General features: G+C 45.4%; 17 protein-coding genes. All 17 read left to right on the forward strand.

Annotated elements, in window-relative coordinates; genetic code table 11:
- Nucleotides 1-341 precede the first annotated feature (341 nt).
- A complete protein-coding gene (locus tag NST99_RS12450) occupies nt 342-1859 on the forward strand; it encodes a sensor histidine kinase (RefSeq protein WP_341092018.1) in 1518 nt (505 codons plus the stop codon).
- Entirely contained in the window at nt 1859-3481 is a 1623-nt protein-coding gene (locus NST99_RS12455) for a response regulator transcription factor (RefSeq protein ID WP_341092020.1), read from the forward strand. Before NST99_RS12450 ends, NST99_RS12455 begins: the two co-directional genes overlap by 1 nt.
- Before the next feature lie 99 nt (nt 3482-3580).
- On the forward strand, nt 3581-5797 hold the full coding sequence (locus NST99_RS12460) for an FAD-dependent oxidoreductase (RefSeq protein ID WP_341092022.1): 2217 nt from the start codon (nt 3581-3583) through the stop codon (nt 5795-5797).
- A gap of 17 nt (nt 5798-5814) precedes the next feature.
- Complete coding sequence (locus NST99_RS12465; protein WP_341092024.1) at nt 5815-7023, forward strand: GDSL-type esterase/lipase family protein; 1209 nt, start codon at nt 5815-5817, stop codon at nt 7021-7023.
- A gap of 623 nt (nt 7024-7646) precedes the next feature.
- Nucleotides 7647-8267, forward strand: coding sequence for a GNAT family N-acetyltransferase (locus NST99_RS12470; protein ID WP_341092026.1), 621 nt, complete (start codon nt 7647-7649; stop codon nt 8265-8267).
- Between the two features lie 49 nt (nt 8268-8316).
- Nucleotides 8317-8895 carry a TetR/AcrR family transcriptional regulator gene (locus NST99_RS12475; RefSeq protein WP_341092027.1) on the forward strand — a complete coding sequence of 193 codons (579 nt, stop codon included), beginning with the start codon at nt 8317-8319 and terminating at the stop codon, nt 8893-8895.
- Nucleotides 8896-9214: 319 nt separating this feature from the next.
- The gene (galA, locus tag NST99_RS12480; protein WP_341092029.1) at nt 9215-11626 is read left to right on the forward strand and encodes a beta-galactosidase GalA; all 2412 of its coding nucleotides are present in this window, start codon (nt 9215-9217) and stop codon (nt 11624-11626) included.
- Nucleotides 11627-11660: 34 nt separating this feature from the next.
- On the forward strand, nt 11661-13403 hold the full coding sequence (locus tag NST99_RS12485) for a sensor histidine kinase (protein WP_341092030.1): 1743 nt from the start codon (nt 11661-11663) through the stop codon (nt 13401-13403).
- A gap of 48 nt (nt 13404-13451) precedes the next feature.
- Nucleotides 13452-15011, forward strand: a complete 1560-nt coding sequence (locus tag NST99_RS12490) for a response regulator (protein WP_341092032.1) — start codon at nt 13452-13454, stop codon at nt 15009-15011.
- 184 nt (nt 15012-15195) lie between these two features.
- Nucleotides 15196-16122, forward strand: a complete 927-nt coding sequence (locus tag NST99_RS12495) for an ABC transporter permease (protein WP_341092033.1) — start codon at nt 15196-15198, stop codon at nt 16120-16122.
- A gap of 17 nt (nt 16123-16139) precedes the next feature.
- Nucleotides 16140-17066, forward strand: a complete 927-nt coding sequence (locus NST99_RS12500; RefSeq protein ID WP_341092035.1) for a carbohydrate ABC transporter permease — start codon at nt 16140-16142, stop codon at nt 17064-17066.
- A 66-nt stretch (nt 17067-17132) separates the two neighbouring features.
- On the forward strand, nt 17133-18719 hold the full coding sequence (locus NST99_RS12505; RefSeq protein ID WP_341092038.1) for an extracellular solute-binding protein: 1587 nt from the start codon (nt 17133-17135) through the stop codon (nt 18717-18719).
- Between the two features lie 242 nt (nt 18720-18961).
- Nucleotides 18962-22672, forward strand: a complete 3711-nt coding sequence (locus tag NST99_RS12510; RefSeq protein ID WP_341092040.1) for a glycosyl hydrolase 53 family protein — start codon at nt 18962-18964, stop codon at nt 22670-22672.
- A gap of 190 nt (nt 22673-22862) precedes the next feature.
- Nucleotides 22863-23012: an Asp23/Gls24 family envelope stress response protein gene (locus tag NST99_RS12515; RefSeq protein WP_341097631.1), complete on the forward strand. Its 150-nt coding sequence runs from the start codon at nt 22863-22865 to the stop codon at nt 23010-23012.
- Nucleotides 23013-23055: 43 nt separating this feature from the next.
- Nucleotides 23056-23376 carry a DMT family transporter gene (locus NST99_RS12520; RefSeq protein ID WP_341092043.1) on the forward strand — a complete coding sequence of 107 codons (321 nt, stop codon included), beginning with the start codon at nt 23056-23058 and terminating at the stop codon, nt 23374-23376.
- Between the two features lie 15 nt (nt 23377-23391).
- A complete protein-coding gene (locus NST99_RS12525) occupies nt 23392-23742 on the forward strand; it encodes a DMT family transporter (protein ID WP_341092045.1) in 351 nt (116 codons plus the stop codon).
- A 40-nt stretch (nt 23743-23782) separates the two neighbouring features.
- Nucleotides 23783-24403, forward strand: a complete 621-nt coding sequence (locus tag NST99_RS12530; protein WP_341092047.1) for a GNAT family N-acetyltransferase — start codon at nt 23783-23785, stop codon at nt 24401-24403.
- Nucleotides 24404-24507: the final 104 nt, after the last annotated feature.

Raw genomic sequence — 24507 nt, forward strand, 5'->3', positions numbered from 1 at the left:
TTATGCGCGAAGCATATAAATTCTTATCTTTTAAACGAAGAGAGTGGCTGTAAATAGCCCCTCTCTTTATTGTCATATGTTAGTATTTGTTTAATACAGATTTAAAAGGAAGATGATCGATGCGAAGAAGAATCAGCTTGCCTTTAAAATTATTTTTTATCGTGTTTGCATTTGTATTAAGCTGCATAATCTTGATAAGCCAATTGTCTTATCGCTATGTCCAAAAGGAAATAAGAACCACTGACATTTATTACACTAACCAAATACTTGACAAGATAGACCAGTATTTCACAGTTAATTTTTCCTCCTTCCAGACGATCCTGTTCTCGGTCGAGTCATCGGTGAAAGCCAACATTAACAATACGGACGTGATTAAAAAGCAATTAAGAGAGCTGTATGAACTCAACAGTAATTACGTCAGTAATATTTATTTGATCAAAAGCGATTTATCCATTCTAGGCGGAAGTACACCTACCCGAATATTCGATGAACCTTTATCTGAAAGAAAACCTTTGTTTGATGCAGCTGACAAGAACAGAAGGACTACATTTGTCAGTGATCCTTACAAATCTAAATATTCCGGCTGGACAGTTACGATGGTTCGATATCTGAACGGCGCTCCGTTTCCTATGGCCATTGCGGTAGATTTAGATCTAAATGCCATTGAAGAAACCTTGTTCAAGATTAATAAAAAAGAACAAATGAACTTGGCTCTAATCACCGCATCGGGAAAAATCATTGCCGGATTTTCGGAAAATAAAGGACCGCTGAATATTCAAGATCATACTTTTTCAATCGGGGAAACGTCAGCGGAACAACTTCTGGATACTACAGAAACAAGCCTTCAACTGCATACCAAGGATGGTATTCCGGTCTCCCTTCTGAAAAAACCGACTGAGAAATTCAACTGGACCATCATCTCGATCAACGATGAATCACGCTTGAAAGCTGCTTTGTCCAGATTGGAAACCTATTATATCGGGCTTCTAGCTGCAGGTTTTCTCTTAAGCCTGTTCATTTCCTTTTTTATTGCCAAATATATAAGGACCCCACTCTATGCGCTTAAAACAAAAATGAAGCGGGTGGAGCAAGGCCTCCTAACAACTACTATATCAATTAACCGAAACGATGAGTTTGGAGATCTCTCCCGGGCATTCGATCGTATGCTGCAGCAAATTGTGGAACTGATTCGGGGAGCGGAGCTTCATAATGAACTTGAGCGGAAGCTTGAAATTCAAGTGCTGCAGTCTCAAATAAACCCGCATTTTCTGTATAACACGCTTGGTTCTATCAGCAATGTCATACGACTCGGACAAATAGAGAAAGTAGATGTGGTGATCGAGTCTCTCATTTCAATATTGGAATATGGGATAGCCGAAGCTTCGGAAGAGGTTTCACTACGTCAGGAATTGCAAAATGTATCGGACTATATCGCGATCCAGAATATCCGCTATAACAGGAACTTCCACTTGATTGAAAATATCGAAGCAGGGTTAATAGATTTTCCAGTTTTTCGAATGCTGCTGCAGCCCCTTGTGGAGAATAGCATCTTCCATGGTTATAACGGAGGGGGGATCGAAGGCCCAATTACTATTCATGCGTACAGGGAGGGCGGCACCGTCATCATAGAAGTAGTTGATCAAGGCGAGGGTATCCCAACTGATAAAATAAAGCATATTTTAATTTCAGAACCAAGTGATGTGGAAGTGAAAAGGAAAAGAATCGGGTTAAATAATATTCATGGCCGAATCAGACTTCACTACGGAGAACAGTTTGGGCTCCAAATCATAAGCATACCTAAGGAAATAACCCGGGTTCGCGCCTTATTCCCAGCAGGCTTATTTAAAGGAGATGCATGATGGTGAGAGACTACACCTGCTTTATTGTTGACGATGAAGATCTAATCATTCAGAGATTGGAATTGTATTTTAACGGGCTCTCCCATAGGGAAAGGCGATTTCATTTAGTGGGAAAAGCGAATAATGGGCTGAAGGGGATAGAGGAGATCGTAAAGCTTAAGCCGGATATCGTGATATCTGATATCGTTATGCCGCGAATGGATGGAATTTCCATGATTGAGCAGCTAAAACCAAAACTTCCCCATACCCAATACATTCTTTTAACCGCCTATTCATCTTTTGAATACGCCCAGAGAGCTATTCAAGCGAACGTATTGGAGTACATCGTTAAGGTTCCGCTTAGGGACGCGGATTTGGATCGAGCTTTAGATAAGGCAGCCGGGATTTTAAATGAGGTTAAGAAAAAAGAAGTGGAATTTCAATCGTTAAACATATCCGTGCTTGAAAATAAATATAGAGTCCGCAAGCAATTTTTTAACGAGCTTATCAGAGGCGAAATTCCTTCTCATCGGGCATCGGATTTTGCCAATCGCATGCAGTTCCATTTCTTTCAAGCCAACTATTGCTGCTTCATTGTTGAACTGAATATGTATGAAAGTTTCCGAAACGAATATTCAGCGTCTGATCAAAACATCTTGAAATATGCGATTACGAATGTAATCGAAGAAACTTTGGTGAATGGTGGCAGAGGCGTAGCTGCAGATCTATCCGATAATCGTTTTATTGGCTTTCTTTCCTGGGAAAATAATCGCAGCGATATGGACACAGAATATGCTTGCCATTCATTGGGTAGTCAAATCGTCTCCCATTTACATCAATATTTGAATCAAAGGGTATCTGTCGCTTTTGGAGGTCCGCACCGAGGCTGGGAATCCATCAAACAAGCTTACACGGAAGCACAAAATGTGAGTGATGATTTCTATTATCATACAGAGAAAGTAGTAAAAACACCTATGCATCGCTTCCATTACCATAATGATAGAGAAGAAGAATTTCAGCAGAAACTGGCTGAATTTCTTGCTGGGGTGAAAAGAAAGGTTTCCAAGGAAGAGCTGGAGAAAGCATTTGCTGATCTGAACCAATTTGTAACGGACCATAAAATCCATAAGTCTATCATGGCGCCTATGCTACGAGACTTATACAGAGACATTACTGTGAAATTTAAATCGGGGAACAAGTTGACGACGGAAGTAGCAGAGTTTCCCATAGAATTTATGACTTTCCGGGAGCAGCTTGCCTATATTGGCGATTTCACCTTCGAATATGTACACGCAGGCCAACTTTTACATCGTGTAGAAATTATGAGTGCTATACGGTTTATAGAGAATAACCTGAAGCAGAGATTAACGCTCGAGGCGATTGCCGAGGAAGTGAATTTAGCTCCATCGTATTTTAGCAGCTTATTCAAAAAAACAATGAATGAGGGCGTTATCAGCTATATCAATCGTAAAAAAATTCAATTAGCGCTCGAGCTGTTAAATGTTCAGGATTATTCTTTATTGGAATTGTGCGAGGAAGTAGGAATTGTGAATGAAGGTTATTTTTGCAAATTATTTAAAGAATATACAGGTGATACTCCTAAGCAATATCGGATAAAAATGACACGGTATGAATCCAAATAACGTTGAAAAAAATGTATAATTTTTTCGCGAAATCATGTAAAAAAAAGGGCTTCAAAAGGCTTAACATGATAGAAGGATCAAATCATGGAGGGTATCAAAATGGAGCTTATTAAAGCAGATGTAACCGTCGTAGGCGGAGGTATTGCTGGGATATGCACTGCCATTGCTGCCGCACGCCAAGGGCTGCAGGTTTCACTTATTAATGATCGACCGGTTCTTGGGGGAAATGCGAGCAGCGAGGTCAGGGTTCATATCAACGGGTCGGCATATCTCGGAAACAGTCCATCCTATTATGCACGCGAGGGCGGATTGGTGGAAGAACTCAAATTGAAGATTTTTCACTATAATCCGTTATACAACAAGAAGCTTATGCTTTCGCTTTCGGATACGGTCTTATTGGATATGGTCTATGGTGAGGCTAACATTTCTCTATTTCTGAATACATGCGTGCATGAAACGGGCATGGAGAACGGCAGAATTAAATGGGTGGAGGGCCTTCAATTAGCTTCCGAAAGAAAATTCCGTTTTGAAAGCCGAACCTATATCGATTGCTCCGGAGATGGAATTGTCGGATATCAGGCAGGGGCTCTCTTCCGATGGGGGAGAGAGGCGAAGCATGAATACAAGGAAGAATTGGCTCCTGAATTGGCGGACCATTACACCATGGGCGATACGATTCTGTTTCAAGCCCGTGAAGTAGAATATTCCGTTCCATACCAAAGACCTGGCTTTGCGTATGATATTACGAAGTTGGCCTTTTTCGATAGTATCAGAAAAGGCTTAAACCATCGGGCTTTTCCAAGAAAAATCAACGGGCTTGGCGGATTGTGGTGGTTGGAATACGGCGGACATATGGATATTATCAAGAATAATGAAGACATCGCATTGGAGCTGCGAAAATTGGTGTACGGGATTTGGGATTATATCAAAAATAGCGGCGAATTTGATGATGTGGACAATCTCATCTTGGATTATGTGTGCCCGATTCCAGGAAAGCGGGAGTCGAGGCGGTTTATTGGGGATCACATGTTGTCTCAGAACGATCTTACAGCAAAGCCGCATTTCGAAGATGCTGTATCCGTTGGTGGATGGTATATGGATCTACATGCTAATAAGGGCATCTACGATGAGGGGCCGGCTACAGCTTGGAATTTCGTGCCTGGATTGTACAATATCCCTTTCCGCAGTTTATATTCACGAAATATTCCTAATCTCATGTTCGCTGGTCGCAATATAAGTGCTACCCATGTGGCTTTCGGATCTACAAGGGTAATGGCAACCTGCGGTTGTATGGGGCAGGCGGTTGGAACGGCTGCTTCGTTATGCTTGAAATATGAGATAGACCCCGCAGCCATAGTCGAATCTCATATGGGGGAGCTGCAGGCGCTGCTGCTTCGAGACGGGCAAACGATTGTAGGGCTTCAAGAGGAATTGGATCCTTACTTCGCTGAAGGTTTAACTATTCGTGCTTCGTCTCAGCGCTGCTATGACAATCTTCATCCATCCGAAGTGATTTCCTTGGAGAAAGGGTTATGTTTGGTCTTGCCGATTCAGACATCCGTGGCTGAAAGCGTACGGATCAAAATTAAAAATAGGTCCGAGCATTCGGAAACACTGCATGTGAAGCTGTTTGGCGGGGAACGGAAGGAGAATTATATTCCCACCAGCGAGTTGAAAGACTACCGCATGGTTATTGCAGCCGGTAATGACGACTGGATTACGCTAGACTTGAGCTGCAGGAAACCGGCTGACGACAAAATCTACATCGTATTGGAAGGTACGGCGAGCCTTGCCGTATACGGCAATGAAGAGAAAATGACAGGAGCTGTCAGCTTCTATTATAGACCGGAAGAGCCGTCCAGACTGAAGAAATTTAATAAGAGCATTTGCTTCAAGGATCTGTTACCATCCCAGAATATGTATAGTCCTGAGAATGTCGTCAATGGCTACTCCAGACCTTATGGCCAACCGAACGGCTGGATTTCTAAACGTACGGAAGGACAGGAATGGTTGGAATTCTGTTTTGCCAGCCCCAAAAATCTGGACGAACTCCAGCTTGTTTTTAATTCGCAGCTGGATTTGGAGCATTTCAACGACCCGATTGAGTCCCTTATCCAAGATTATGATATGACCTTGACCTTAGAAGACGGAACTGAGAGGACAATCATAACTCGTGGAAATTATCTCACGTTGAATAAACATAAGATGGATGCAAAAGGTGTAACGCGAATCCGGATTAATTTCTGTGCAACTTATGGTTCGCCTTATTTTGAAGTGTTTGCTGTAAAATGGTTTGCTCCTAAAAACGATAAATGAGGACAGGTGAAGTCACGATGAAGGAATTATTCCCTCGTAAAGGGCTCCCCAATATAATTCAAAAATTGGAAAATGGGGATACCGTAACAATCGTCTATTTCGGCGGCAGTAATACGCGTTCTGAAGGCTACAGGGTCATGACGGCGGATTGGCTTCGTAAGCAATATCCTAAGGTGGATATCCGCTCTGTGAATGCAGGCATTAATGGCACAGGATCGGATTTGGGCTGTGCCCGTTTAGAGACAGATGTACTGCGTCATCGGCCTGATCTAGTATTTGTTGAATTTGTTGGTAATGATGGCGGAGATCCCGAATCCAAGGCGCGGATCGAAGGGATTGTCCGTCAGATCCGCAAGCGGAGCCGGTTTACCGATATCCTGTTCGTTTATACGCTGAAGGAGCGGGATGTGGCCTTATTTCAGTCTGGGGAATACCAGAAGGGGGCTCTAATGCAAGAGGAAGTGGCCGACTATTACGGTATTCCTTCGATTCATCTGGGCGTAGCCGTCAGTCACTTGGTGTCGGAGGGAAAACTCGTTTTTACCTCAAGGGAAGACGTGTCCATTTCCGGAGCCGTTGTTTTTACACATGATTCGATCCATCCGACTATTCCCGAAGGACACCAGATTTACACGGATACGATCACCCGGTCATTTGAGAAAATTAGAGAACTTCAAGAACATCCGGGAAGGTCAGTACATCACTTACCTCAGAATCCGTTGGTCCCGGCTAATCCTTGGGAGTATGCGACCATGATGTCATTGGATAGTCTTACCGATTTTTCCGCAGGATGGTCTTACATGACTCCCGATGATTGTGCTTTAGTGCGCGAGTACAATTGGTTGTTTCCCGGCCTGTGGCGAGCAGTCGATCCTGGAGAGGCTATTACGGTGCAGTTCGAGGGAACCCGTATCGGGTTTTTCGATATCGGGGGGCCTGATTCTGGCAGATTGAAGGTGTCGGTGGATGGTAGAGAACCCTTTATTGTCGATCGATTCACACTACACAACGATCATAATCGAAATCAGTATGTATTCTTGCCGGAGCTCCCGAATGGGAAACATACGGTTCGCTTCGAAGTCGATACCGAGAAGACAGACAAAGCGGCTGTGTTTGAGGCATGCGGCAATGAACGAGGTAGAGAGCATGTTCGGCAGCATCCAGATTGGTATGATCAAACGGTGATCCAGCTTGGGAAGTTGTTATTGGTGCAGCCGCCATTATAATTAATCATTAGATTGTCTACTTGGAAGACCTACATCATAACTGACTGCAGTTGAGCGGTCAGTTATGATGTGGGTTTCTTTTTTACTTAAAATCTTATGAAAAATTCTAGGAATTAAAGAAATTTCATGGTCATGTGACATGCTAAGATTGTACTAGATTAACCATATTCCTCCTTCGGAAATAACTGAGGATATAAGCACAGAAAGTTTGAGTTAGAAATGTCATTTATATGACAGGGAGGGGTAGTCAGTGGACTGGTTAAGCAAAAAACATAGGTAAAAGCGGATGAACTTTATTCACCAAAGCGTAAAGTCAATAATAAAGGGAGCCGGAATTTCCCTCATATTATTGGGTCAATATCTTGCCGGAACATGTATATCCCTGAAATTATGAAGAAGGTAGCTTATTTTAAAGACCCCAGCATTGAGTATGTGGCTAAGAGCTTTATTGCAAAGGTAAATGCTAGGGATCTTCTTAGGTGAACTAAGGGTTGATTTGCTACAGCCGCCAGATCAATTCAGCAAAGTTTTAACAGGCTCTGTTTGACAAAAGACATGGCTTGGGGTATCTTGGTACTAGAAAAACTAAATAAGTACCAATGTGAATCGAGAGGAGTTTTAATATGGACAATATTTCAATAACACATGGCAATCCCAAATCGGCGTCCGGAGGCAGACTCATAGGGATGGCACTGGATTATATGGCCTATCCGCTGATCGGAACGGCAGATAAAGCATTAATTGAGAACACTCTGCAAAAATTATGGGGGCTCGGAAAGAACCGTTTCAGCCATCAATATGCTTTTGAAGCAAGACTGGACAACAGAACGATAGGGATCATCTCCTGCTACCCGGTATCTGTGATGGATAAGTTGGTTTGGCCCACTGTCCGGGAGCTAATCAAACTGCGCAAATGGAATCTCATCAAGCATTCGCTGCTGCATTTGCAGGAGCTCTGGTCTACGGTAAGCTTGAATGAGGGAAGAGTGGATGAATACCATATCGGAGCATTGGCAGCATTGCCGGAAAGCCGGGGGTACGGGGTTGGTTCGAAGTTAATTCATTATGCAGAAGAACAAGCCAGATTAAACAACTACGGCAAATGCTCCCTGACCGTCAAGCAAGAGAACGTACGGGCCATCAAGCTGTATGAGCGGCTGGGATACCGGATTACGGATTCCATAGAGAAAAAACCGTATTATTTGTACCGTATGGTAAAACCCCTTTCGCATATCCTTACATGAGTGTTAAGGTATAGACGCTAAGCTGAATGAAGGGTGGACTGTCAGGAACATGGACAACAGGGTCTATTTGAAAATTTTAAAATGCTTTGGAGCCAAAGGCACGCGGTTTACCACGGAGGACCTGGCGAGAGAACTGGGCACGAGCAAACGTACAGTGTATGCCTACTTTTCGAGTAAGGATGAAATGATAGAGAAAACGATAGATTTTGTCTTTTCGCAGATTATCCAATCGGATACAGCCATCCTGGAAAATACAGGGCTCCCGATTCAGGATAAAATCAGACTTTATTTTCAGAATATTCCCGACGCCTATTCGATTGGCACGATCATCAGGCACATGGATGACCTTCAGCGGTATTATCCCCGGCTCTACGAGAGGGTGAATCATCACCTGGATACGATTTGGGATGGCGTTATTGCACTGGTGGAGGAAGGGATAAACCGTGATGAGCTGCAAAAGGTTGACACCGTAATTCTCAAGCTCATGCTGAATGAGACTCTGAGAAAGCTACTGGACTATGAGTTTATTGCGGGCCATCAGGTCAGCTTCGAGTCCGGCATCAAGGCGATGAGTGATATTGTTTTATATGGCCTGATCAAAACAGACCATCCTAAATCAACTGGGTAGTAGAAGGCGTCCATTATAATGTAGAGAATGGAAACCGGGTAATTCCTGAGGATGTGAAAGACCGTGTAAAGCTCCGGATGAATAAAGAAGAAAAAGTAGGGACTTACCCTATAACATGAGACAAATCAAAACACCTTCAAGAGAATGTACCCTTGTCGTGAGGTATGAGAGGGAGATAATCTTGGGGTGTTTTTGTGTTGGCAACGGCAGCTCCCGGTATTATTCATTTTGTGCTATTCATTATTAGCATTGTACTAACTGCGAAATGCTAATCTACTCTACAATATGAATATTAGTTCAACGAGGAGGCAGTTGCAGATTGAAACTTAAAACGGTGAGAAGCAAAAGCATGTTTGATGAGAGTTGGAGCTTTCACAAAGGGGATATCCGGATTCCCTACGCAGTCAAGGGTGGGATGACAGGCGGTATTACTGATGCGAGCTCTCTGAAGGAGGGGGAGTGGCTGGATATCGCTTTTAACGATAAAGGGATGGGCGAACAGCAGCTTGAATGGAGTTCTGTGAATCTGCCGCATGACTGGTGTGTAGAGCAGCAATATGTTCAGGATGAGTCGCTGGGCTCGCGGGACGGCAGCCATGGTTATTTGCCGGGCGGGATAGGCTATTACCGCAAAACCTTCGAGCTTCCGGCAGACGCTGCCGGGAGCAAGTGGACAGTACGCTTTGACGGAATATCCGGCACCAGCACGGTATGGGTCAACGGTCATCTGATCGGCTCGCATCATGGCGGTTATATAGGTTTCAGTTATGATTTGTCGGATGTTCTCCGTTACGGCGAGGAAGGCAGAAATGTCATTCTCGTCAAAGTCGATGCAACAGAATGCGAAGGCTGGTGGTATGAGGGCTGCGGCATTTACCGACATGTCTGGCTGGAGAATACAGACCGCCTGCATGTGGCTGAATACGGCACCTATGTAACGACACCGGAAGTTACCAAAGAACAGGCTATGGTCAATATCCGCACCCGCATCCGCAATGATTACACAGAGGGCCTTCCAGTTTCCCTGCGCACGGTGATATATGATGGTGCCGGATTGCAGGTCTGTGCTAAGATGGAGGACGCGTATGCGGACTGGTACACCGAGACGGAACTGGAGCAGATCTTCGAAGTGGAGCAGCCTATGCTCTGGTGTCCTGAATCACCATATCTGTACAAGGCAGAATCGACTGTCATATATGAAGGAAAAGAGCTTGACCGCTATGAGACGGTGTTCGGCATCCGCACCATCCGCTTCGATGCGGATGAAGGGTTCTTTCTGAACGAAGAACCGCTGCTGATTAAAGGGACATGCAATCATCAGGATTTCGCCGGGGTCGGCGTGGCGCTGCCGGACAGCCTGATCGAATATAAACTCAGACTGCTTAAAGAAATGGGCTCTAATGCCTATCGCAGTGCACATCATCCGCCGACTCCCGAGCTGTTGGATATGTGCGACCGGATCGGTATGCTTGTCATGGATGAGAACCGCAAGCTTGACAGCAGCCCTGGCGGCCTGAGCCACCTGAAGCGGATGCTCTACCGGGACCGGAATCACCCTTGTGTGATCATCTGGAACCTGGAGAATGAGGAGGTTTTGGAAGGCACCGTAACGGGCGCCCGGATACTCAAGACGCTCGCAGATACGACCCGCCGGATAGATCCGACAAGGCCGACCTCTGCTGCGATGAACCACGGCTGGAATGAGAATGGCTACAATGATGTGGTAGAGATTACAGGCTACAATTACGGGCACCGGGAACACCTCAACATTGATATCCGAGACCACGAGCAGTATCCGGAGCGTCTCATGATCGGCAGTGAATGTGCCAGTTATACCGCAACCCGGGGAATCTATGAAGATGATCCGGTAAGAGGCTACTGCTCCGAATATGGCACGAATATTCCTTCATGGGGATGCACCCCGCAGCAGGCGTGGAGTGATCTTGTGAATAACCGCTTTTTGACTGGCGTCTTCATGTGGACCGGGTTCGATTACCGGGGAGAACCTACTCCATATCTGTGGCCGTGCGTGAACTCGCATTTCGGGCTGATGGACACCTGCGGGTTCCCTAAAGACAGCTATTACTATATGCAGGCGGTCTGGAAGGATGAGCCGATCGTTCATTTGCTTCCGCATTGGAATTGGCCCGGGTCGGAGGGGAAGCGGATCGAGGTGCGCGTGTTCTCGAATACCGATACGGTGGAGCTGAGCCTGAACGGCAAAAGTCTGGGTGAACAGCAGGTGGACAAGACCGGGTATTTATCGTGGGAGGTCGTATATGAGCCCGGAGAGTTAAAAGCTGTCGGAAAACGCGGCGGTCATGTGATTGCCGAAAAGGCTGTTGTTACAGCAGGCCAGCCATTCCAGATTTGCTTGTACCCTGATCGGCTGGAGGGTCAAGCGGATGGTGTGGATACGATTCCGGTTCGGGTTGCCATCCTGGACGAACAGGGGCATATCGTTCCGGCAGCCGACAATGAGATCCGCTTTGAAGTGACGGGCGCCGGGTCTCTGCTCGGTGTAGGCAACGGGAATCCAAGCAGCCATGAGCCGGACAAGTCTTCGATCCGGCGGGCTTTTAACGGCTGGTGCTTGGCCTTGATTCAGACTTCATCAACAGCAGGCTCCATTAAGGTGAAAGCCGTATCAATGGGACTGGCAGCGGCTGAAGTAGTACTAGTGGCAGCACCCGGGGAACCTTTATTTCCGGCCAGTGGAACGATAATATAGACATAACGAATTCCATACAGAGGATGTCTCGCGAATGATGCCTAAGCTGAAGATGAAGAAATATATGCCTTTTACTTACAAAATGATGATCCCTTACTTGCTGCTAGTTCTCTTGACCGATGTGTTCATCGGTTACATCTCCTATTCGATGCTGACCGATTCAAGGACAGAAATGGCAGAGTCCAACATCAGGACGGGTTTGGAGCAGGCCAGGAATAATATCCGCTATCAGATGGATGAGATACAGCGGATGTCGGACAACATGTTCGGAAGCCAGCAGTTGCAGCGTGCGCTTGAGCAGAAGGGGACACCGTTTGAGATTTATCTGACGATGATCGATGATATTATTCCTCAGATTACCGCCCCCCTGCAGCTGTTCGGAAACAAGATCCGCTTCATGCTCTATACACCGAACAGTGATCTCAATATTATATCAGGGGATAACCTGGATGAGCCGATCTATGATAGCGACTATTATATTCTGCCCATCCAGGATATCACCGGCAGTGAGTGGTACCGGTCTCTTAAGGATTCGATGCGGGATAATTTATGGCTGCAGATTGATACAGACCAGAAGCTGGACAATCTCTCCCATGTCCGCAGGCTGGTCAGCTTCAGTGATAACAAAACGGTGATCGGGTTTGTGCGTATTACCGTTTCCCTGGAGGATCTGTTCGGCGGCTTCGATACGTTCCCCGTAGAAGAGGGGATTACTCTGCGGCTGGTGGAAGAGACTACCGGGTCCATTCTGTTCCAGCGAGGAACAGCCATTTATGACGATGGACGTGAGAACTTTCTAAGTTTGCATGCGCAGATCCCGGGCAGTGATTTCGTAATTGAAGCCATGGTTCCGCAAAAGTATCTAACCCAGGATGCTGGCCGGCTGCGCAAGGTGATTATTGCAGTCTGTACGCTCAGCTTCCTCGTCATGACCTTGATCGGATATGTGGTGGCTCGTATTTCCGGGCGCAAGATGAGCCGGATCGTAGGCTTGGTGCGTTCCTTCCAGGAGGGGAATTTCCAGAAACGGATTCGCTTCTCTGGTAATGATGAATTTGTGCAGATTGCGGATTCATTCAATGACATGGCCGCCAATATTCAGGGGCTCATTAACAGCGTTTATGTGCAGGGGATCCAGAAGAAGCAGGCCGAGCTGGAAGCCCTGCAGGCACAGATTAATCCGCATTTCCTCTATAATACGCTTTCGACCATAAGCAGCCTGGCTAATCTGGGCGAAATCGCCAAGGTCACGGAGATGGTCGAGGGACTGTCACGTTTCTACCGGCTGACGCTGAACCAGGGCAATGTGTACATTGAACTGGAGAAGGAGCTGGAGCAGGTGGAGACATACCTGGAAATCCAGCGGGTTAAATATGCGGATGCATTCACCCTGTATGTCGATGTGGACGAGGAGATTATGCATATGCAGGTAATTAAGCTGGTGCTGCAGCCTTTTGTGGAGAATATCTTCAAGCATGCCTGGTTTGGGGAGTCGATCGCTATTCGTCTGACGGGCCGGAAAGTCGGCGGCAGTATTGAGCTTAAGGTTATTGACAATGGCATCGGTATGCGGCCCGATGATATCAGGAAAATGATGCAAGGGCCAAACCATTCCGGTGGTTATGGAGTTAAAAATGTGCATGAGCGGATTAAGCTTAGATACGGGGACATGTACGGCGTGACCATTGCAAGCATTTACGGGGCAGGCACAACGGTTCAGCTTCTGCTTCCCGCCGGGCTTCAGGACAGCGAGGAGATTGATGAGCAGTTCCGCTGATGAATTACGAGGTTGCATCATGTACAAGCACAGGAGGAAATAATTTCGATGAGTATCAATGTATTGCTGGTAGATGATGAAGCTGTCGATTTGGAGTGGTTGCGGCGCAGAGTGCTGGCAAGCTCGCTCGATATTGCAGTAGTGGGGACAGCGAATAACGGATTCAATGCGCTTAAGGCCATGGAGCAAGTACGGGTAGATATCATCCTGTCCGATATACGTATGCCCATTATGACCGGAACGGAGTTTGCACGCAGGGCTAAAGTGATCCATCCCAAGATCAAAATTGTCTTCATCAGCGGCCATGAGGATTTCAGCTATGCCAAGGAGGCCATTCAGATCAATGCCTCCGGCTATTTGCTGAAGCCTGTTAAGGACAAGGATCTGTACGAAATGCTGGGGTCCTTGTGTACAGCCATAGAACAGGAGCGGGAGCAGAACCGTTCCTTAAGCGAAGCACTGTCGCTTGTGAACAAGGAGCTTATCTTACGCTGGTTCGATGAAACCTCCCCTGAACCCGCTGAGCCGCATCTGCGTAGCGCCTTGATTCCATTGTTGCTGAAGGGGGCAGCGGCGGCAGTTGTAGAGATTGATGATCTGGAATGGAAGATGCGTGATTTGTCCGAGGAGGATGCGCGCGTGAAGACGCGGCAAATGGCCGGATTAATTAAATCCATTGTTGAGAATGCCAAGATGGGTACACTGATTGCCGCTTCGCATCACCGGTTTGTAATTCTGTGCAATCTCCCGCAGGACAGCTTCCTGAATCTGCTGGAGGAGCTTATCCGCAGGGTGGCAGAGTCTTCTCTCTGCACAGTGACTGTCGGCGTCGGTCAATATGCCCAGGAAGAGGCGGGGCTGCATGAATCTTATCAGCAGGCGCAGGCGGCACTCAGCGCGAAATGGCTACTCGGCAAAAATCGTCTGATCCGTGATAGCATGGAGCCTTCACCGCGAGAGTCACCGGGCGTCCGCATTGAACAAACTGTAGAACAACTGCTCGAGGCCATCATTCAGTATGACCTGGTGGCGATCGACGACCATTTGCTGGAGCTGTTCACGAGTGCCAGCAAAAGGGATGTCTATGAGCTGATTATCCGCATCACCTCCAAACTTCATGCGGATTTGCAGCAGCAGAACGAGAATCTGTATGAGCTGCTGCAGTGGGAATCACATCAGCCGGATATTCTGTTTCAGTTCGAGACGATTCACGACATTCTATCATGGATGAGACGGAGGTTCTTCGAACTGTCAGAGCTGCTGTATGTGAAGCGGCAGCGGCAGAAGCGCAGGCTGATTGATGAGATTATTAACTATGTGGAGGAGAATCTGGAGAAAAAGATTACCTTAAAAGAGGTGGCCGCCCATTTCAACTTCACACCGAATTATTTAGGCTATCTGTTCAAGGAAGATTACGGACTGCCTTTCAATGAATACGTGAAAGAACGCAAGACCAGCCGGGTATTCGAGCTGCTGAGTGATCCTACACTAATGATATATGAGATTGCCGAGCGCATGGGCTACAAGAACCTTATCTATTTCAACCGGCAGTTTAAGCAGATTACAGGTATGACGCCGGGAGAGTATCGCAAAAAGCATAAAGTATAACCAACAGAACGTTGCCCAGGTCGATCATCGGCCCGAAGGCGACGTTTTTGTATTTTAGGGAAATATATATTTTAACTATCGTTGGAAAAGTATTAGTATTTGTTGACATGCTCAATCCACAAGAGATGAATGCTTCTTTATACTAAATACATAGAGAAATTGAGAGATGGAAAGGGGATTCGAGATGAAACTGAAACAATATGGGTTCTGGCACAAAGTAAAGAAGAATAGAACCTTGCTTCTTATGCTGACTCCGGCGGTGTTGTTCTTCCTGTTGTTTGCATACGTGCCTATGGCGGGGATTGTGCTGGCGTTTAAGCAATACAATTATAGCGATGGTATCTTTAACAGTCCATGGAACGGACTGGACAACTTTAAATTTTTCTTCGGTTCCGGTGACGCCTGGCGCGTAACACGAAACACAGCGTTATACAATATTGCTTTTATTCTTGTAAACAATGTGCTGCAGATTTTTGCGGGCATCCTGCTGTTCGAGGTTGCAGGCAAATGGTTCCGGAAGATTACGCAAACAATACTATTCCTGCCTTACTTCATTTCCTGGGTAGTGGTTGGAGCCATTGCCTACAACCTGTTTAACTTCGATGTTGGTACCGTTAATGTATTACTTAAGGGGTTAGGCATGCAGCCGGTTGATATTTACAACACTGCAGCCTACTGGCCGGTTATTCTTGTAGTTGTGTCAGCCTGGAAAGCGCTGGGATACGGAACAATTATGTATCTGGCGGCAATCACCAGTATTGATACCGAAATGTATGAAGCAGCTGAAATTGATGGTGCGAATATATTCCAGCGCATTATGAAGATTACAATTCCGAACCTGATCCCTACGGTGATCATTCTGGTTCTGCTGGCTATCGGCAACATCTTCCGCGGCGATTTCGGGATGTTCTACAACATGGTCGGCAACAACGGCCTGCTATTCTCATCGACCGATGTTATCGACACCTTCGTGTTCCGTTCCCTGACGACTTCCAATGAAATCGGAATGTCTGCTGCGGCCGGGTTCTATCAATCGCTGCTGGGCTTTGCGACTATCATGCTCGCCAATTACGCAGTACGCAAATACGATAAAGATCGTGCTTTATTCTAGGAAAAGGAGGTAGCCCAATGAGTTCAACTACTGCAAAGATCCAAACACCAAAGGTACGCAAACGTGCCAACACAGACCGGCTGGTACTGTCAATCATCGGATACTTGACGCTTACAGTACTCGCTATATTCTGCATCTTTCCTTTCTTGCTGGTGGTATCGGCCTCGCTAAGTGAAGAGAGCTCCATTATCGAGAAAGGTTTCCAGCTTATCCCGTCTACCTTTTCCACGGAAGCCTACAGCGTACTGTTCAAGTATCCGGCTGATATGCTCAGAGCTTACGCTGTGACGATCACCGTTACGCTAATTGGTACCTTGTTTGGATTGTTTCTGACTTCCATGACAGCATATGTGCTATCCCGAAGAGACTTTGAATGGCGCAGCCGCTTCTCGTTCTACTTCTTCTTCACTACCTTGTTCAGTGGTGGGTTGGTACCTTCGTATCTGCTGATCATCAACTTCCTGCATCTCAAAGATACGCTAATGGTGTTAATTCTGCCGATGCTGATGAACGTGTTCTACATTATCGTCATGAAGTCGTTCATGAGCAGCATCCCTGATGCGATTACGGAGTCCGCCAAGATTGACGGAGCAGGCGACTTCCGGATCTTCATGCAGCTGATTGTGCCTTTGTCCAAGCCTGCACTGGCTACCATCGGCCTGTTCATAGCCTTGGCTTACTGGAACGATTGGTACAACGCGCTGCTTTATATTTCGAAGTCCGAATTGATGCCACTTCAGTACTATCTCTACAAAATGCTGGGCAATATGGATGGCATGCGAAAGGCGATGATGGCCTCGGGTGCGGTTGTAAATACGAATCTGCCCACCGAAGGCTTGAAGATGGCGATGACGATTGTGGCCACAGGACCGATCCTGCTTGCTTATCCATTTATTCAAAAATATTTTGTACAAGGTCTCACTATTGGTGCTGTCAAAGGATAATCCCGGGGCAACCCGGTTATCAATATATAATCCAACCAACTATTTCATTAGGGGGCAACACTTGTCATGACAAACAAGAAAAAGAAACTCACAGTTACGCTGGCAACGATGATGACACTGGGGACCATCCTCAGTGCATGCGGAGGCGGTAACAATACCAACAATACAGCTGCGGAAGCAACGAATGCAGGAGCAACCACTACAGAAGGAGCAGCCACGAATTCTGGCGCTCCTGATACTTCCAAAGAGGTCAAGCTGAAAATGATACTGGTCGGCGGCCAACCTGGCGATTACGACAAAGTATTCGGAGAGCTGAACACCAAATTAAAAGAGAAAATCAATGCTACGGTAGAAACAGAATTCCTGGACTGGTCGGACTGGACACAGAAGTATCCGCTGAAATTTGCCGCCAATGAGGATTTTGACCTCGTTTACACAGCTAACTGGGCTTTCTATAATGATCAGGCGCTTAAAGGTGGATTCATGGAGCTGACTGATGATATGCTGTCCAAGTATATGCCGCAAACCTGGGAAGCTATGCCTAAAGTGAACTGGGAGCAAGCGAAAGTCGATGGCAAGCTCTACATGGTTCCGAACAATAATGTTGAGGTTACCGACAAGGTTGTATTATATCGGGAGGATTTGCGCAAGAAATACAATCTTCCAGAAATCAACAGTCCTGAAAGCTATGCCAATTACTTGAAAACGGTTGCTAAAGAAGAAAAAGGCATAACCGCTTTCGGAGCTAAGCCTGCTGATGGCTGGAAGTTTCATGAGTTAGACCAAACACTGCTGGAGCAGAACAACAACTTCAACCTGGTGGATGCGAACCTTCTGCCGTTGGCTTACAAGCTGGATGATGCTTCCGGTAAAATATTCAACATTTATGATACTCCAGAATTCACATCATTGCTTAAATACTATAAAGATCTGGCCGACAATGGCGCATGGTCCAAAAACGTAGTCAGCAACAAAAATGATGTATGGCAGGATATCAAAGCAGGGAAGATTTCCTCATATGCCCATAACCTGGGCACTGTAGCCGCTAACCTTTCCGAAATGCGCCGCGACAAACCGGAAGTGGAACTGGGAATTGCCGACCTCACTCCGGACAATAAGAAAATCGCAGCGATCTCAACACAGAACGGCATGTCAATTCATGCAACCTCGGAGAATCCAGAACGTGCTCTGATGCTGATCGATCTGCTGCAAAATGACAAGGAAATTCACGACTTGACTATGTATGGTATCTCCGGAACTCACTATAATCCTGAGGGCGATAAAAAGTTCACTGCAGGCCCTGCAGCAGCTAACTACACTGGCTTCTCGAATTGGGGCTGGAATTCCCCGCTGAATCGTCAAGATGCAGCTTATCCTAAGGAAGCTGACGATATGTTCAACACCTGGCAGTCCAGCATCTATCACTTCCCGCTCGAAACCTTTGTCTTCGACACAGCAAAAGTGAAGAATGAAGTGGCAAATATCGGTAACGTAATGCTGCGTTACGCCATACCGCTGGAGTACGGATTGATTGATGATATCGAAAAAGGCCAGGCAGACCTGATCAAGCAGCTGAAATCAGCCGGCATCGACAAGGTCCAGACTGAAATGCAATCGCAAATTGATGCCTTCCTTGCAGCACAAAAAAAATAGCTGAATAAGAGCTTTATGTAACGGCTTCCGGGCTGCCCTCAAAGCATGGGCTTTGGGGCAGCCCTTTTTATTCTATATAAGGAGGGCCTGTAGCAGGCTTTCCGTTGGAGAACGGAAGTTACGTGAACGTTGACCGCAGGCAACCTGGTTAGCACAAAAAAATTATTATTATCTTTGAAAGCGCTTAACTAAATTGAGAAGAAAAATCTAAGATTCACAAATTTAAATATGGAGGCTGTACTATGAAAAACAGAAAAAGAGTTCTGGCAATCATTCTTACATTTTCAATGATTCTATCTATGACATCATTTGGTTTACCTGCAAAGGCAATAGCCTCGGCTGCTCCTGACTCATTCTCCAAAGGCGCAGATATTAGCTGGTTGCCACAATTAGAGGCTTTAGGGTATAAATTTTATAATGATCATGGGAAAGAACAGGATCTTCTACAGATTTTAAAGGATCATGGAATTGATTCCATAAGAATTAGGGCATGGGTTGATCCCTCAGATGACCCTTCCAATGGTCATAACAGTACAGAAGAAGTAGTTGCATTGGCCTCTCGTGTAAGCGCTCTCGGTTTTAGGGTTATGATTGATTTACACTACAGCGATACTTGGGCTGACCCTGGAAAACAGATCACTCCTGCAGCATGGGTTAACGATGATTTAGAACAATTAAAAGTACATGTATCGGAATATACCTCTGAGGTGATGAATGCACTAAAAGAAGCAGGCGTAACACCAGAATGGGTACAAATAGGAAATGAAATTAATAATGGAATGATGCATCCGTTGGGGAGTTACAGCAATACGTCCAACCTCGTTCAACTGATTCAAGCCGGATCAAGCGCTGCGAAAGCGGTTTTTCCAGGAATCAAGGTTATTATCCATAGAGCAAATGGAGCTGAAGCAGGCGTTGATCCCTTTTTTGCCGGTCTCGTAGATGCCGGTCTCAAAGATAGCGATTACGATATCATAGGCTTGTCCTATTATCCGGCTTCAGTCTTTACATCCTCAATTAATGAATTAAGCGAAAACATGAATAAATTGGAAGCGAAATATGGGAAGGAAGTAATGATAGTTGAAGTCGGAGGTGACGTTTCCAAGGATGTTGATAGCGTGTATAACATGCTTGTAGCCGTTCAAAATAAACTGCATAGCGTTCCAAACCATATGGGAACCGGTATATTTTACTGGGAACCTACAGGAATCATGTTTGACTATCCCTTATCCGCATGGAATATAGATGGCACACCGACATTCGCTATGGATGCATTCATTGATGGTGCTGGCGAAATCAACCCTAATCCGGTTGTATCGGTGGCTCTTGATAAGCATACGGCTAATATTGAAGTTGGTGGGACGGATAAATTATCAGCAATCATCGACCCTACGAATGCAACCTATAAAGGAGTAACATTTACCAGTTCTAAGCCAGAAGTTGTCAAAGTAGACCGTTATAGTGGGACTATTTCCGGAATTTCCACTGGAACTGCAACCGTATCAGTTGTTACCTATGATGGAGGATTTACTGCCTCAAGCGAAGTTACCGTAGTACCCAGTACAAGTTTGATACAGAACCCTGGTTTTGAGGACGGATTGAATTCGTGGAGCATTTCAGGGGATGAAAGCGCGGTTAGCACCGATATTGACGTGCATTCCGGTACATTGGCATTACACTACTATAGTGCGACCCCTGCTGAATTCAGGGCTTCTCAAACCATCACAGGGCTGGAAAATGGATCATATTCATTATCGGCCTGGGTCTCCGGCGGTGGTGGTGAAGAAGTTTCGGAGATTTTTGCCGGCAGCAAAGCTCAGAGCTTTACCAATACAGGCTGGAAACAATGGAGCAAGCCAACTCTGGATAATATTGAAGTTACGGATGGAACGCTAACCGTAGGTGCCCATTATAAACTTTCTGGCGGGCAGTGGGGGAATAATGACGATTTTGAGCTGATCAAGAAAGATAACACCCGATTGGCAGATTTAAAAGTAAATAATGCTACGGTTCCGGGATTTGATCCAAACATTCAGGAATATGATGTGGTTCTGCCGTATGGTACGACTACCATACCTTTAATTGCGGCAACAACAGCAGACGGCGGAGTGGCAGTGATTACACAAGCAACTGCTTTACCTGGCAGCGCAAAGGTTGTTGTAACGGGAGAGGGTACAAGAACGTATACCATTCATTTCACTGTGGACCCGAACCCTGTTATGAATTCCAGCTTTGAAAATGTTAATGAAGATGGTACTCCTGAGGGTTGGACCACTCCTGATTCTACGCCTTTAGCATCGAATTCTGCCTACACAGGTGCAAAGTCACTTGGATTTTGGAAGGAAGCGGCATATACATTTGAAGCATTTCAGACGATTACCGGCTTGACGAATGGAACCTACACTTTGTCGGCTTGGTCGCAGGGCGCTGGCGAGGAAATGAAGAATCAGTTGTATGCAGTTAGTGGTGATCAGACCCAATTAACTTCCAGCTTTGCGAATAAGGGTTGGAATGTATGGAACAAAGCAGCTATTGAAAATATTAAGGTCATTGACGGAACGTTGAAAATAGGGGTTTCTCTGGATGCGAAGCCTGGTGACTGGGGTTCCTATGACGATTTTGTTCTGGTTAAAACCAGTGACTCCCCAGGGACGCCAGTTCCCCCAACTAGTGGAGGTGCCGGCAATAATCCTTCTGGTAGCGGTAACGGGGGAATTAGCACTCCAAAAACAGAGCCTAGTACTTCAGGAACAGAGCCTAGTACTCTTATCACTGGCAATACTACGTTTTATACCGTGATGATCAAGGCAACAAAGGATATGGCAACAAATGTAGCCACTGCCAAGCTTGATTCGAGCGTGATTACCGCCCTTGTCCAAAAGGTTAAAGAGTCTGAAGCCGCTGGACAAAAAGTGGTGATCGATATCAAGATTGATGCTGCAGCAAATGAAAAGTCTGTCAATTTAGTCATTCCGAAGGAGGCTCTCAAACCGTTAGTCGACACGACAAAAGCTGACCTAAGAGTGGATGCAGGCATTGCTGCGATCACTTTTGATCCAAAAGCAGTGTCTGCCCTTGGTGGTAGTACAGCAGTGGATAGCACAATAAGCATCATGAAGCTTGCTAAATCTGACTTGCCAGAAAATGTTCAGAACAAAATAGAGGACAGATCAGTTTTTGATTTCTCTGTAAAAGCAGGTAATGCTGAAATTACTGAATTCAATGGAGGGAAGTTAAAAATTAGCGTACCTTATACTCCAATGACGAGTGAAAAGAAGAATGCCATTGTTGTATATTACATCAACAAAGCAGAAAACCTCAAACCGGTTAGGGGAGGTTATGATGCAGCAACAGGAAAGGTTAACTTTCAGACAACCCATCTCTCAAATTATGCTGTGGGATATAACGAAGTGAAATTCAATGATGTTAGCCCGGAGAACTGGTATAGCGATGCGGTTGGCTATTTGGCGGCAAGAGGGATTGCGAATGGCGTTGGAGGCAGTACATTTGCACCTGAGAAAAATGTGACGCGGGCTGACTTCCTGATGATGGTCATGAAAGCTTACGGGATCGAGACAGAAGCCGCAGTAACCGATAATTTCTCGGATGCAGGGAATAAGTACTATACCGAGTACCTGGGCACAGCACGTAAATTAGGGTTCGTTTCTGGTGTGGACGGCAATACATTTATGCCGGAAGCAACGATAAGCCAACAAGATATGTCTGTTATTCTTTACAAGATTCTGAAGCAACTGGATGAGCTGCCAACCGGTAAAAATGATAAGGGCTATGACAGCTTTGTTGATACAGCTACTGTATCCGGTTATGCTAAAGATGCGATGAAGTTATTAGTGGAAGCAGGATTGATCACGGGAAATGGTAATGAGCTGGGTCCCAAGGTCTCTGCTACCCGGGCACAAATTGCACAGATAGTATACAACTGTATTAAATAACGATATGAATTCAATTTCTAATTGGGCATCACTTGGAAATTAGTTTGTCACCAGATAAGAATATGAATTGTCATCGTCTGAACCCTTGTTGGTTCAGGCTTTTTTTAGTTTCAATTCCAACCGGATCAGTCTTGATTTTTCAACGGATAGTAGACAAAAAGACTGAAATCAGGTACCTTAATACTTCGATATCCGCTTAAGCATTGCCGTGCAATATGGTATTAGGATCCATGTAGTGTGCAGGGAGCTGCAACAGAACATCAGAGAAGCGGTAGAGCGATACACGGGGCTTGAAATCGGATGTATTCAAGTCGATGTCGAAGAAATCACAGTACCATAGTCGCATTCATTCTCGAATTCGTTAAATTTAGGGGGCACACACATTGAATCCATATCTCATTCTTGCATGTTCTATTTTGGCTGAAGTGTTTGGCAGTTCGATGTTGAAATTATCCAATGGATTTAAAAAGTTTTACCCTTCAATTGGAGTCATAGTAGGTATGGGATTAGCATTCTTTGGTCTTTCTGTATCGATAGAATCCATACCTTTAGGTACGGCATATGCCATTTGGTCAGGAGCGGGTACTGCGCTTACCTCATTAATTGGAATTGCAGTTTATAAAGAGGCAGTTAACATCAAAAAGATTGCAGGTATACTTTTTATCATTAGTGGTGTTGTTATTATGAAGGTAGCAACAAATTGATTGGGGGTAAAATACATGAATAAAGGATATATCTATTTATGCATTGCAATACTGGGTGAAGTTTTCGGTACTACAATGCTTAAGTTTTCTGACGGCTTTACAAATTTATTGCCCGTATTAGGTTTGAGTGTTGGAATGGGTTCCGCCTTTCTTTTCTTATCACTTTGTTTGAAAACTTTGCCATTAAGTTTGGTTTATGGCATTTGGGCAGGCGTTGGAACAGCTTTAACTGCCTTACTCGGTGTTTTCATATGGAATGATCCATTTGGATTTCTTACTGGAATTGGAATCATTTTTATCGTAGGTGGAGTCGTTCTTCTGAATACTTCAAAAGGAACTGGACGAGTTACGGGTCATTCCAATTAAGTTGCAATTAGTACCATATTCAATCGGAAGGAGCTTTTATATGGATAATATTTCAATAACACATGGCAATCCCAAATCGGCGTCCGGAGGCAGACTCATGGGGATGGCACTGGATTATATGGCCTATCCGCTGATCGGAACGGTAGATAAAGCATTAATTGAGAACACTCTGCAAAAATTATGGGGTCTCGGAAAGAACCGTTTCAGCCATCAATATGCTTTTGAAGCCAGGCTGGACAACAGAACGATAGGGATCATTTCCTGCTACCCGGTATCTGTAATGGATAAGCTGGTTTGGCCCACTGTCCGGGAGCTAATCAAACTGCGCAAATGGAATCTCATCAAGCATTCGCTGCTGCATTTGCGGGAGTTGTGGTCTACGGTAAGCTTGAATGAGGGAAGAGCGGATGAATACCATATAGGAGCGTTGGCTGCATTGCCGGAAAGCCGTGGATACGGGGTAGGTTCGAAATTAATTCATTATGCAGAGGAAAAAGCCAGATTAAGCAACTATGGTAAATGCTCCCTGACCGTCAAGCAAGAAAACTTCCGGGCCATCAAGCTGTATGAGCGGCTAGGATACCGGATTACGGATTCCATAGAGAAAAAACCGTATTATTTGTACCGTATGGTAAAACCCCTTCCGCATATCCTTACATGAGTGGGAATTTATAGTTATCTACACTAAAAACAAAGGAACCATTTCGGCAAATAATATGCTGAAGGATGGTTCCTTGTTTTTGTTTTACGACTCGTTCAATTCTC

Origin of the sequence: Paenibacillus sp. FSL L8-0470 (assembly GCF_038008625.1) — a bacterium.
GTDB lineage: Bacteria > Bacillota > Bacilli > Paenibacillales > Paenibacillaceae > Paenibacillus_AQ.